Annotated in this window: 10 protein-coding genes; all 10 read right to left on the bottom strand. The window is 35.9% G+C overall.

All coding sequences use genetic code 11. From position 1 onward, the window contains the following. On the bottom strand, positions 1-1284 hold the full coding sequence (locus J2Z32_RS14540) for a 5-methylcytosine restriction system specificity protein McrC (RefSeq protein ID WP_210089904.1): 1284 nt from the start codon (positions 1282-1284) through the stop codon (positions 1-3). Next, a complete protein-coding gene (locus tag J2Z32_RS14535) occupies positions 1284-3236 on the bottom strand; it encodes an McrB family protein (RefSeq protein ID WP_210089903.1) in 1953 nt (650 codons plus the stop codon). The genes J2Z32_RS14540 and J2Z32_RS14535 overlap by 1 nt, the downstream gene beginning before the upstream one ends. A 150-nt stretch (positions 3237-3386) precedes the next feature. Continuing rightward, the gene (locus J2Z32_RS14530; RefSeq protein ID WP_210089902.1) at positions 3387-5417 is read right to left on the bottom strand and encodes a hypothetical protein; all 2031 of its coding nucleotides are present in this window, start codon (positions 5415-5417) and stop codon (positions 3387-3389) included. A gap of 73 nt (positions 5418-5490) precedes the next feature. Continuing rightward, a complete protein-coding gene (locus J2Z32_RS14525) occupies positions 5491-6408 on the bottom strand; it encodes a hypothetical protein (protein ID WP_210089901.1) in 918 nt (305 codons plus the stop codon). Between the two features lie 29 nt (positions 6409-6437). Continuing rightward, on the bottom strand, positions 6438-7085 hold the full coding sequence (locus tag J2Z32_RS14520) for a hypothetical protein (RefSeq protein ID WP_210089900.1): 648 nt from the start codon (positions 7083-7085) through the stop codon (positions 6438-6440). Between the two features lie 1138 nt (positions 7086-8223). Then, on the bottom strand, positions 8224-10236 hold the full coding sequence (locus J2Z32_RS14515) for an ATP-binding protein (RefSeq protein ID WP_210089899.1): 2013 nt from the start codon (positions 10234-10236) through the stop codon (positions 8224-8226). Between the two features lie 180 nt (positions 10237-10416). Then, positions 10417-10896, bottom strand: coding sequence for a 23S rRNA (pseudouridine(1915)-N(3))-methyltransferase RlmH (rlmH, locus tag J2Z32_RS14510; protein ID WP_210089898.1), 480 nt, complete (start codon positions 10894-10896; stop codon positions 10417-10419). 201 nt (positions 10897-11097) lie between these two features. After that, complete coding sequence (locus J2Z32_RS14505; RefSeq protein ID WP_210089897.1) at positions 11098-12039, bottom strand: SMI1/KNR4 family protein; 942 nt, start codon at positions 12037-12039, stop codon at positions 11098-11100. Between the two features lie 617 nt (positions 12040-12656). Then, positions 12657-12824 carry a CxxH/CxxC protein gene (locus J2Z32_RS14500; RefSeq protein ID WP_210089896.1) on the bottom strand — a complete coding sequence of 56 codons (168 nt, stop codon included), beginning with the start codon at positions 12822-12824 and terminating at the stop codon, positions 12657-12659. Positions 12825-12963: 139 nt separating this feature from the next. Next, entirely contained in the window at positions 12964-14214 is a 1251-nt protein-coding gene (locus J2Z32_RS14495; protein ID WP_210089895.1) for a S1C family serine protease, read from the bottom strand. Between the last annotated feature and the right edge of the window lie 45 nt (positions 14215-14259).

The following is a 14259-nucleotide window of genomic DNA, read 5'->3' as shown; positions in this document are numbered from 1 at the left end:
CTACACAGAGGTCATCAAATAACTGTACAGTTCCTCAACTGAATTGATCATTTCCGATTCCGTTCCGACTATCGGAAGACCATAACATATTATTTCTATTGAGTTCCCTGGATTATATGAGACAGGGAACTTTTTTATTTCAGCCGTTAGGCTACCAATTGGATGTACAATAACTGCTCTTGCTACACCAAGCAACATTGCATAAAAATGAATCTGATAAATATCATTAATGTCTGGTCCTGAACCCCGAATTTTTTTCATTTTAACATCTAAAACAAACCTGTTGGTACCGTTATAAACGATATCTGGAAACACCTTTCTTCTATCCCATCCTGTATTAGTGCCACTCCCTGACTGATCGACGAAAGGAATTTCGAATTGGTGTCTAAATTTAGTATCCCGCAATATAAGTTCACTTGCCACATAATTTTCAAATAAATCGAATAAGTTAATGACCATACTGAACAATTGCTCTTGATGCCCTTCAAAGGATACAGATTCTTTATTTACGACTAGCTTTGCCAAGGTTACTGCCCAACGCAAATGAAATCCCCTACGTTCCGGATAGACAAATTGTAACTTAGATATATTGTTGATCTTAAACTTAGGGAGTAATCCTAAAATTTGCTCAGTTAGAGCAAGCGTTTTACTATTTTGACTGTTCACTTCTATCACTTTGCATGCCCAATATAACAATTCATTAAGTGAATTTTTATCAGTGAATGTCTGACGCTGTGTTGCGAAATATGGTTTAGATGCTACATCTAGCCTAACCTGCCTACTAAAATCCAATTTCCCTTTTAAGTTTGGGGAAACGATATCTTCTTTTACATATGTCTTATAAACACCCTTTTTTAAAGCTGAAAGAGTTTCCGAAACAAACAGATTGAATAACGGTTCTAGTAGTCCTTTGGCAGAAACCGTTTGTTCAGAGGGTAGTTCTGGCAAATCAACTGTTTTAGGCAACAAAGGATTCGAACGAATGAGCATATAATACAAATGATTATTATTTAGTCCTCGCAACCATTTTGGTGCATTGAAGATAAGCCGGGCATCATTCAATGCAACAACACCTACATAAGGACCAGGATTAAAGCTACAATAGTTATTATCAATTCTTTGAAAATCGGTAACCAACGGTTCAAATGATTTTCTGCCAGAAGGAGTGGTTCTCGTCCAACGATCTTGTTCCTGTAACATACTTCTAAGAACAACTTCATCTCTTTGGGTTAGCGCAAACCTATGAACTCCCTCTCCATAGTATACATGAATTTCTCGTCTCATTAGACAATCCCACTCAGTTGATGTAATGAGTTAAACATATCTTCATCTGAGAATAGTTGTATACGCCCATTCCTAATAACGAATCCCATATCGCTGAGATCACCTTTTAAAGACGGAGATAGTTGTATATACTCATTAAGCAACGGTAAAATCTTATAATTCCAAGCTTTTAATAAGAAATCCCCATTGTATTCCTTACCTTCTTGCGGAAGTAAGAAAGCTTGCCCAATCTGAAAATCGTCTCCTAACCCAACATTACTGCAAATAATGGAGTTTAATCCTTCCAGCGTCTTTGCAATATCTATTATACGACCGTCCGAAGATGATACTTCTACCCCTAATTCGTTGAGTTTAGAATTAATCACTGCAACATCGGGGTAAAGATTAATTATTGAGAATCTTCTTCTTAAAGCCAAATCAATATCGATTGCGGATTTGTCTGTTGAATTCATAGTACCTATAATTAATAAATTTGAAGGTACCCATAAACTTTCACCAGTGTATTGAAGCTCGACAGCATACTCAGCATGACGATAGCTCGGCTCCAGTAAAAATATTAATTCCCCAAATATGTTGGAAATATTACCACGGTTAATCTCATCTATAATAAGCACAAAAAATTTGTCGGGAGACATCTCCGCTTTTTTACAAAGAAGTTTAAACATTCCGTGCTTATATGTATAACTGAGAGTTGTGCTTTCCACATTAGGACGAATTCCTTCAATGAAATCCTCATATGATGAGGACTGATGGAATAGAATCATTTCCTTTTGGGCTAACTCATTGTTCACTTCAAGTTTTTCGGCTATCTGCAACGCTAAACGCGTTTTCCCTGTTCCTGGCGGTCCGCTCAGAATAATTTGTTTATTATCTTTCAGAAGCTCAACATATTGATCAATTTGAGCGTCGAAATTAACAGTTCTGATAGTTGCATTAAAATTAACTCCAACACTTAAATAATCAAGATACTCTGTTTTTATTTCAATTTCAGGCTTAGTTAGGTCTGCTATAAAATAACCTGAATTATTTGCTTCCTCAATTAACAACGTTATACTGTCATAGATTTGTTTTGAAGTAGCTACTTGATTCCACTTTCCTGTACCAATAATGTTTAGGAAGTAGCACGTTCTCACCGAATTAGTCGAGGCAAGCACTCCACCATTAATGTTAAAGTCCGTAACTGCCATTTCGGTAGCTACTAAAAACTCGCCTGCTGATAGAAATTGAAGGAACTCTTTTATACTCCTAAATTCGTTACTTTCCATAGCAGCGTTGATATACATAAAGGATATATTAAAACTTGGGTCACTTTCTCTCCAAGCTAGAAGCTCCTCACAAACTTCACCAGGATTCATTGTTGCAGATAGAGGATAAATTAATATTGCAGCTTCCCTTTCAGTTACATAAGCATTACCAAATCCTGCTCTATTATATAGTTCAAGTAGCACTTCTAAAATAAATGCTAGTGGTTTCACATTCGAATTATTATCGTTCCATTGCTGCAAGAGTCTGTACTGAGTAATCGGATTGGGCAGTTGAAATTTCTTCACCATATGTTCTACGTAATCTTTAAACAACATTTTCCCCGTAGCAATTGCCTTCCCAAGGGGAGTTAGACCAATTTTATTGTCGTTTTTATCTGGAGGAATTAAAACACCAGTGTTTGTCCAATAGGTCTGGTACCCCCTTAGAAAACTCCTATCCGATTGTAAAAAAGAAATTGGACTGTTGTTATCATCAGTGAGACCAAGTGAGTTAAGTGCTTGGTGAAACAATTGACCCGAGGATGTATTTACTCCATACTCGAGACCTTCATATTTATACATAACACGTAGCACTTTTAGCCAAATTGCTGGATTTTTATATATTTCACGTACTGTCCATGTAGCCCATAACCACTTATATTCAGAGAACGGCAGTACCACTGGTGCAGTGATTGAAGATTGAGCCATTTTAACCACCTACTTTCTAGTATCAACTAGTCGTCTTGAACTATGCTCCAAATTCTAGAATTCGACATTTTTTCTCATTCTCCTTTAATTGCCTCTAAGTAAAAGCCTTTCTTACGCAAACCGTAAGAAAGGCTTCTTCTTTCTATTTAATCATCTTGTTAAACTCATAGACTTAATTCTTGAAAGAAAGATTTCTTTATCAACAATATTACTATCGTAATTTAAGAAGTAATCCTCCACAATTTTGGAATTATCTCCTTTTGCTGACTTAATACTTTTTCTTAAAATGCGCACATTGTGATCTCTACAATCCTTTATGAAGTTTTTCACGAATTTACTTAATACAACGTCATATATCTCCGTCTCGACTTTATCGAAGTAGTTACCGAAACTATATACTTTTGACAACCATGCATGAATGGGGCGCATATCACAATATAAATTGTTATATTTCATATACTCTGGATTACTCTCTACTACAATATTTTTGAATTTTGTATTTTCATTTGTACTTCCATGTTCGATATAATTTCCAAACCTCAAAAAGTATTTAGAAAATTGATTCAAAATCTCTTGAATAGCAGCTGATTCATTTGTGCTTTGATTTACCTTAAATAATTGTTCAAAATCAGTTGGTGATATTTTAGAGAAAACTTGATTATAACCCGTACTAAATCTGCTTTGCCAAGAATCCAAATAAGTACCATCATAACCTAATTCGCCAGATTCCAATCTCTTCCTATTTGCACCAATTGTTCTGCGCTGTAATGTATAATATGACCAATCTTTTGATGCCTTGATAAACATTTGTTTCAATAATCTTATAAATGTAGACTTAAATTCAGGACTTTGTGCAAGAGATTCAAGAGCATCAATATTAACCAAAGACTTACCAAGATGCTCCTTGTTTAGAATAGAAGAAAATAGCTGCTCTACATACTCCTTATTGTTATCCCTATAACATTCTTTATCAATAGAACAATAAGGCATTAGATTATTCAAAAGCACTTCGTATCGACTTTCTATAAGAATTTCAGGAATATTAGCTTCACTCAAAATCTTTTTAATAGTTCGTTCATTTCTACTAGCTAAGAAATAATCAACTGCCTTAATCGGTTTAATTTTGTTTAAATCAACCAAATCTATTCTAGATTTATTGGACTGAGCTTCAATGATCTTATTCTCATCAATTTTAGTAAACACTACATAAGGTACAACTGCCGGGTTACTAGCGTAGATTAAAGGTATCGCTGTTGCAAGATCAGTTGGTGAGTCGCTCCCTAGCGCTCTGACAAAAAGTACTGTTTCAATATTAGGAAACTCATTAAACAATATATTATATCGGTTTTGTAATACCTCTGCTGTTGCAAGCTTTTCATGATCCAGCCCATAAGTATCAATAAAAGTCAGTTTCTTTATACCCATATTATTTAACAAATCTCTATACACCAGTTTTATATTATCATTTATTACTACTTTTGATATCATCCCTGTAACAGAATGATTATCATCATCTACCTTTAAACAATAGGTTAATCTTCTCTTATTATCATCACTTATACTGATTAGTTCGAATTTGTTAGGGAAATCTCTTATTGATTCCCTTAATATTTTGTAAGTTGCTTGTAGTAACTGCTCTACGATATGATCTATTCTATAACTTGTCGCATTATTTGTAGAACTACTATCATCGGCATTTAATTCGGAGGTTTCTTCCCTTTCAATTAGATCGACCCCCATTTTTTTCTTGATTTTTTCTGTAATCAACTGATACTCATCATATGTATAATCAACTTTCTGTGATTCGAGCGGTAGTATTTCTTCCCATATATCATCAATTTGATTTGAAATCCTTTTATCTTCAAAATCAAACTCTTTATAGTTAAAGAAACCTTCTATTTCAAGCACTTGTTCTTTTATGCTTAAATCGTATTTTCCACTTGGGATTTTCAATTCTTCAATCTGAGACATTCTTTTCTCAATAAATTGTTCTTCTGTTAGAAAATTGACTTGCACATAAGGTGTTACATTTTCAATATGATAGTTATATTCGACGCTTGTTCTTGTAGTTTGACCACCACCGCTCGAATTGATTAAATTGCTATTTTCAGAAAAAGAACCAATAAATTCAGATTTCCCTGCTCCAGACTTTCCAACAACCAAAGCTGCTACTTCTTTCATTAAATGTTGCCTCCCTTTAAGAGTAATAGCGCAAATCTAGTGCATACAATAGTGTGAAATTTCGAATTCATTTTTACTTATCATTATTTGAAAAAAAACCTGTTCTAGAGAGATCTTTGAGTTCCACATTTGAATTATTGGCTCGTCCAGTTAAGTTAGATAGACTTCTAACAAGATCATCTTCATATTCCACTTCAAATTTTTCTATCTCAAGAACATTCTTTTGGAATGATTTGTCGCTACATATTTTAAATACCTTATTATAATCGCTTAGCATCTTATAGATGACTGTATCTGTACCGCTTAGACTAATCCAGCTAACTTTTTCTCTATAAATTGTTTGTATCAATTTTCCACATAATAATATATACCAACGGACTCCTTCAATTCCATCGAACACATCTTTTGGGTTAATATTATATGTGGGATTAATTTTTTTCATATCATCAGGTCGTTCAAAGTCTCCTGCTCTTGGAAGTAAATTTAAATCAAATTTTAAATGAGTAATCTTATCTCTTTCATTTTTAAGCTTCCTTATACTTCCCCACTCTTTCCCGCCTTTATCAACTTTAAATTCGATACCGTATAACTTAGCCAATAAATTAGGTACTACAAAAAACTTATCAAGGGTAGGTAGAAAACTATTTTCTTGTGTTTCAATGCTCATCTTACGTGGTTCAAAATATGTTTTTCTTTCCAGTAATGCATCAACTTCTGTATAATGTAACTCCTCTTTCACTTTTGGAGCGTCGCTTAATCCTTCATTCGACTTTTCGGCAAGGATCGCAAGGAAATTAGCATATGCTTCAATAGTATTAAAAGATAATAGTGTGATAGCCGTAAGGACACTTCTATAATGTGCTGAATCTAGTTCAGTAGATTCTCCTTTCTTCAAAGTGTCTATTAAAGTTGATATTTGATGAATAATATCCCTTGTTAAGGAGTAACCTCCTATTATTATCAGTTTGGCTGTAACATCATCATTGCTCACAGAACCACTCCTTTGTTGATACATATTTGTTATATTTCGTTCTCTCTTACCTTATTTAACAATTTCATTATTGCTCTTTCCTTATATCCTTCCGCAACTTCAAAAAATTCACTAGCCCTATTCACTTTATATGCATAAATAATATTTGATCGGTCATCTGTTCCTAATATGTACACCTTTGCATCTTTAACAGCTAGTATATCTCCCAAATTCTCAATATCATCATTTGTAACAGCAATTGCGATGTTTTCTTTTGGGAAAAACAGTCTAGGCGTAGCATTTTTACCGTCAATTCTCGGACTAATTTCAGCATCGATTACATCGGATCTTATTTCCAACTTCTCATTAGTTACCACCGTAAAATCGGGGTCAAGTCTCTTCAATAAATATATTAATGGAGCAATAATATAATCCGACTCGTTATGGTATGCTTTTAGACACTGTACTAGAGTGTATTGTAAACCCTTAGAGCTTTCATTGATATGAAATAACTCTTCTCGAACATCTTCGGCAATCAAGTATTTCTCAACGGTAATAATGCCTTTAGATATAGCTTCGCTAAGCAAAAACTTATAGCTGTCTTTATGGACTGCCCCTCTATCGTCATTATATAGCGATTTATAACTGAACCTATCATCTATTTTAATTCCCTTAATAAACAGTTTCTCAATATCCATAGTTTCATCCTTCTTTCTGTTTAATATATATTTATCCAGATTGAAAATTGTATGCACCCTCTTATGACTTCCCTTACAACCATTGGTCTAATTGTACCATATGCTGGTATTTAATGTAATCATATTGCTTCGCAATTGACTTATAATCGGGCTGTGGAAGAGCTAACGGCATTTACGAACACGACATTTACATAGATGTTGTAAACTCCCCCCCACTACCCACCCTACCGCTACTGTTAAGAAGAATAAAAGAAAGACGATACGAATCATCCGTGTCAACAAGTATAGAAATCACCCTGAACAATGGCGTGAAGTTTGGCAGACCAAAACAAGAAATAACAGCCTATTTCACTAATGCGCACAAAGAGGACAAGTTACAGCCACAGAAGCCATGAGAAGAATTGATATGAAGCCTAATACTTGCCATGGTCGTGTCAAAGAATATGAACAGTAAACCAACGTCTATCGCAAACTAATGAACAAATATTACCTATACTCGTGTATACTCACGATTGCCTATACTATCTCCCACATGCTCATTATCAATTTCAAGCTATTTCTTTGACTCCTTATCGTTTCGTAAAAAATAAAATCAGTCGGTCCAAGGATGTATCTCACATTCCGCACCCTTCGTTTAAATATTCAGAGGAGTTATGGTTTTATGCAAAAAAATAACTTAAAATACCATTATTACTTAAAATTCCCTGTTATAAATTTCATTATTTAACTTTTATTGCTTTAAAATTGCATAAAAATAAAATGGCTTTGAATTTTTATTCTAGGGTGCGGAATGTGAGATGTATCATTTCCAATCTCAGACCAACTTGACGATTATAAAAAAGAATCCTGCTTTGTATAGAAGCAGGATTCTTGGCTGTGCTGACATATTCATTTGCACTCCATGAGACATAAAGAGATCAAATAGATAACGGCTTGTTATTTTGAGGGGCTTCATACTTAGTAAAATACAAGACTTAGAAGCGCTTACCGAGCGTCTCAATACATGATGTTATTGTGCATTAAACGTTTTTATTTTTGTATGTCTCTTTGGGCTGTAGACATGTCGTCTTTAATTTTCGTTCGATCCATCTCAGCATGGAAACCTGCTATTTATTAAATAACGTTCAATATAAGTAATTTATATTTTCAATTTATCAAACAGAATGCGATTTCGTTTCGAAGCATCTGAAAGCAATTTGTCATATGTTATTATCTCAATATATGCATTATAGTAATCGTGAAGGTAAAAGTAGCCCATTCCATCTGGTGTAGGCTTATAATTATTTTTCTTTGCCGTTTCTTCTAATTTTGGTGTCATATCAGCAATGATATAACAATAAAATGGAGTGTTCGGCGACAGATTAAATGGTCTCCCATCTTTATCTCTCACTTTTGCTTCTTTAATAACGGACATATAATTATAAACTTGATCAATCGGGTTTTTACCCTCACTGTCAGAATTGTAGTCATCACGATTTGGTCTTTTAAACTCAACAATTACAATTGAATTGTATGGTTTTTCAAGCCCGAAGGCATGAGGTGCGTTGAACGCAATTATGTCTGGTCTTGAATCATCACCACTTAGTATTTCAGTCATATTATTTAGCGAAATATCCGAAGCCAAATACCTGTGATACGCAAGCTTCTCATCAATTATCCACAGGTTATGGTTTTCGAAATCAATTTCATCTGTCGTAGTTTTTAAAGGAATAATTAGTTCATGCAGGTTCTTTTCAAATAAATACTTCCCGTTATCTTGAATCTCTAAACTTTTTTCAAGTAGATTTAATAATGTCCTTCTTTTTACAATATACTTTGCCAAATCCATTTTACTTTCATCATTTACTTTTTGAAGAACCTCATCATATTTTTTCTTGTATATTTCTAAATCTGTAATTTCATCTTCCTTCATATTCAATATGGACTTTACTTCAATTAAATTCTTCATCTCATCAACTTGCTGTATCTTATATAGCTCAAGGTCAAGAGAATTTTTGCTATTCGTTGAATCAGGATTAATCTGTGCGATTTTTTCCGGATAATTTCTTAACAACCGACGATAATGAGGAGCCTCATTCATTACATATTCATTAATTTTTTCAATCTTTTCCTGCTGAATTGACACTAAGTATTCGGATAAATATTCCGAAGCCTTTATATAAATATTTTGAAAAATACTACTCCAAGAAATATCTTCAGCGAGCAGACTTTGATCGTCATTTTTGTAATCAATAAAATCTGTTCTTTCGGCATTTACATTTCTATCAAAAAAATCACTTGTAACATACGCTGTATATAGAACAACCTCCCCATCTTCAGTAATTATTTTTTTTGGTAAACCAGATATTTGGTTAGTGATTTTTTCGTCACGAACAACACGATTATTAGCACAGAGATATACTTTATGATCTTTTGCAAACAACAGCTTTATATGCTTAATATTAAAGTGAAATCCATTAATTTCAAATGTATCTGAGGTAACATTGTGATCCACATGATCTTTAAAATGTTCATTAAGATTAATTGAATCTGTATCATCAAACAACGTAATGTTGGGACACTTATTTAGAATAAAGAAAGAGAGACAATGTTCTACGATTCTATTTGCTATAATACTTAGGGATTTAGGTGCCTTATTGGAATATGGAGTTTTATAATCTAAAAGTTTTACCGTCGTAGATCGTTTTGTTTCATTTGTTAAGTGTATATCTTCAACTTGCGTAACACCATCTTCAATAGTAAAAGAAAAAGCTCGCCCTTTAAGTTCAACAATATCAGAAAATGAACTTTGGATTTCAACTGTATCGAATGCTTTTAGCCAAGTTAATCTCCCGACCCCTTTCCCACCAATAATGCTTTTATAAGTAGAATCTGAAGTTCTAAATGAATTAAAATTATCTTCATTAAATCCTATTCCGGTATCGGTAACTACAAAGCCCGAGATCGGATGTATATTGGAATTCTCTTGGAGGTCCATAGCTGCTTGCCTAGTATCTCTTAGGACTTGAATACGAATGAAATTATTACTTAAATCTTCCCCAGTCGCCTCAACTGCTTGAATGGAATTTACAATAGCTTCGAAAAGAGGAATTAACGGTGTATATGCAGGTAGATTAATATTTTTTATACGTCCTTGTAAATCAATTTTCAAACATATCACCTCTATGCTAATTAGTTTCTCTTCATATGTTTACTCGCTTGCCTCATTATTGATAATTCTTGGCATTACGGCAATAATCCTTCATTGAAAGTACTTATCCATTTGGAAAAACAGAAAATGTACCCTTAAACATCTCTATATCAATAGATATTTCTTGCCGCTGCTTTACCACTATTTGTGATACGGTTCCCCCCGATTTATCTTCATCGCACGATAAATCTGCTCAACCAGCACCAGCCGCATGAGCTGATGCGGCAAGGTCATGCGCCCAAAGCTCATCCGCTTTTGGGCGCGTGCAAGCACCTGATCGGCGAGCCCATGGCTGCCGCCGATCACAAACACGACATGGCTTGTCCCATAGGTGCCAAGCCTGTCGATCTCTTCGGCAAGCTCTTCCGAGCTATACAGCTTGCCGTCAATCGCGAGCGCAATCACATGCGCTTCGCCCTTAATATGCGCGAGGATGCGTTCGCCCTCGCGCTCCTTCACCTGCTCGACCTCTGCTTCACTTAGCGTGTCAGGCGCCTTCTCATCCGCAACCTCAATCATTTGAAATTTAAGGTACGGCGTTAACCGCTTGGCATACTCCGCAATCCCTTGCACGAGATATTTCTCCTTCAGTTTGCCAACACCAATAATTTGAATAAACATATTGCTCCTCCAATTCTATATGTAACACCAAATAATCTTTTTAAGTATGCCTGAACCAAGCCTGAACCTGTACGCAAATGATCCCCCATCGCCATACTCATCGAAGGACAAGCCCTTAAGCTTGTCCTTATCTGTGCTTATTTTTATCTTTACTTGTCCTTCGTTATAATAAATTTATTAAAGTATTACTCCTAATTCCCCTTAATACTCAAACTCATCCTCACTCACTAACCCCCGAATAAACGACTCAAAATCAGGCGCTAGAAAAGTAATCTGATAATTTGATTCCTGATCCACATGAATGACCTCTGGCTCTCCATCTTTTCCACAATGACGGTAATCTAACATCACCACATCATGTCCAGCTGATGGGCAATCACCAATCACAACACCAATATCAGGATAACCCCAGTGATCAATCATAAATTGACTGCCTAGTTCTCCACAAAGTGAATACATTTTGTCGCGTCCAATTCCCATAATCCCTGTAATTGCAATATGGTCCTCGGCCCAAGACGTTGACATCTCTGTTGGAAAGCAAGTATTAAACGGAACACCACCATTATGCTGCTTCATTAATTCCACATACGAGGCTGGTAGCTTATACCCCAGTTCTTCCTCTACACTTCTAATTAATTCATCTGTAGGAGGCGCTAACACATAGGCATCTAACGCGTACTTACTATCATCCCAGAACTGAGATAAATCCATTCCTGTAAATGGAGGCTGTTTGTCCTCAGCAGCTCTTCGCTCAATGGCTAATTTGCGAACGTCCTCGTTATGCTTATCCCGATCGACGGCAATTTTACTCCATTTAAGTAGCTCTTTTGCATCCTCATCCTCTGGATCGCTTTCTAGCACTCTAGTAAAGGCAGTAATCGCCTTCTCGAACTGAGAGGAATAAAAGTAGGCATACCCTATACGAAAGTGCCACAATGGGTCATTCTCACCCTCTGCCGCGATTGACATAAACAAAGCGATTGCATCTTCATAACGATCAACATTATTGTAAGCTCGCCCTAAAATACCAATCAGTTCATAATCCCATTGCGACTCCTCAATACCTTCAAGCTCAGCAATAATTTGTTCATGTTCATCAGCTTGATGCCACTGCGTAATGCGGTCTTTTAATGCTTTATCCATATTTTCAGCGCCCCCTAAATAAAGATGTGACCTTTTAGAAATTTTGGATCAAAACAAAAATTAGTGGATGCTAACTTCAGGGGGAAAGCAGCTACGGTGCAGAGGGTGGCTTCGACCCCTGTTACGTCCTGATTTTCTTGAATTAAATAGTTATCGGTGGAAAATCAGTCTGTAAAGGCGGACGTGTTCACTTCTCCACCATCCCTCTACCCCTTCGCTATTTTGCTTCCCGTCAACCACTAATTTCTAAATTGGGCCGAAATTTTAAATCAATTTTTTATCAAACGAGTTGTTTTTTCATCTAATCACTTATCTTTTCACCGAATTACTTAACTTTGTATCTGTTAATTTAATATTTGATTATTTCCCAAACTAGTTTTCTATTCAATTGCACTTCTTCTATTCTGTATTTTTTCTATTTTCTATTGTATCAAATCGAATACCTGAATTAAATGTACCCCAAGTCTCTAATCCTTATCATGTCACACAAAATTAAGTACAAAAAACGGACTAACTACAGCGAGGTCATCCCCCACAGCATTAATCCGTTTTCTCATCCTTAATTTAACTAAGCCTTTGCTTTTTAAATCATTAAGCTGTTAAGCCCCATCCTATTTTTAAACGACTAGAAACTCCGCTTTCTTATCGCATTCCTGACAAGTAACTGGAGGATCCCAGCTAGCGAACTTCGTTTCCTTTAGGTCCACTACATCAGGTGCTTCCTCATATTCATCCACGAACATATCCAGTGCTAATTCTACATGATCCTTACATACGATAATCATAACCTACCAGCATTCCTTTCCATCTTCAGCAGTTTCACATGATCTAATAAAAGGTCGTTGATATCGCAGCTAGCTTAGTCCTCGTAGTTGCATAAAGTGTAATCACTATTAATCACACTTATACGGCTCCAACATTTCCTTACTGCTGCCCATCCTCTAAGCCCTCTTCAATTTCAGTATCTGAAGGCTTATCTGTTAAGTCTACTTTCGTTTTAAGCTTCTCACCATTACGATAGTAGCTTACCTCCATAATATCACCAACTTGCTTATGATCAAACAAATATTTACGTAGTTCTCGTGTCGAATGGATTGGAGTGTCGTCAAGAGCAACAATAACATCATTAAGCTGTAGTCCGGCTTTTTTGGCAGGTCCATGCGCTTCTAGCACTAGCGCTCCATCTTTTACATCGTTAGGTAACTTAAGCTCCTTACGCTGATCGCTGGTAAGATCGGAGTAAGGATTATCAAGATCAAGTGTATACACACCAAGGTATGGACGTACCACTTTACCGTGTGTCATTAGATCATTAACAACTTCCATCGCCTCATTAACAGGAATCGCAAAACCTAATCCTTCAACCCCTGTATCTGAGATTTTCATTGTATTAATGCCAATTAACGTTCCATTTAAATCAACAAGTGCGCCACCACTATTCCCCTCATTAATCGCTGCATTCGTCTGGATCATCTCTTGCTCCCAATCATAGATACCATCCTGATTTAGCGATACGGGAATCATCCGGTCTGTATAGCTCACAAGCCCAGAGGTTAACGTACCACCTAACCCAAGCGGATTACCAATCGCAATTACCGTTTCCCCTAACTTTACCTTCTTAGAGTCACCTATCTTAATTACAGATTTAACACCACTATCCTCAATAGAAAGAACAGCAATATCGCTGATCTGGTCTTGACCTACAACTTTCGCTTGTTTAGACTTACCATTGCTTAATACAACCTCTAATTGGTCAGCAGAAGAAATAACATGATTATTAGTCATAATATACGCCTTGCCATTTTCCTTTTTGAAAATAACACCTGAACCAAGCGCAACCTTTTCACCATCATCTGTTAGACCATTATGATTTAATATACTTACAACTGCTGGGCTTACCTGTGCCGCAGTCTGACTAATTCGTTCAAATGGGTCTGTGCTTTTTCCACCAAAAAGGGACCATCCTGAAGCCGATGGAGAGGGCTGGAGACGTGGAAAAACGCTAAAAATCAAAACAGTAGCCATTACGCTAAGAATAGCCGTAATTAAAGATACCTGAAACTTAGAACTTTTTCTTCCTCGATTTCCTCGTGACCACTTTTTTCCCTTATTGGGATCATCCTTATGTTGCTTTGTTACCTTTGTAGAATAAAAATCATCATCAAACAGTCCCATTTTTATCTCTCCCTCCATCACAAGTCCTTTTCACCTGTGACCATC

Origin of the sequence: Paenibacillus turicensis, from assembly GCF_017873435.1 — a bacterium.
GTDB lineage: Bacteria > Bacillota > Bacilli > Paenibacillales > Paenibacillaceae > Fontibacillus > Fontibacillus turicensis.
Note: the sequence above shows the minus strand (reverse complement) of the source record. Positions and strands in the feature narration are given on the sequence as shown.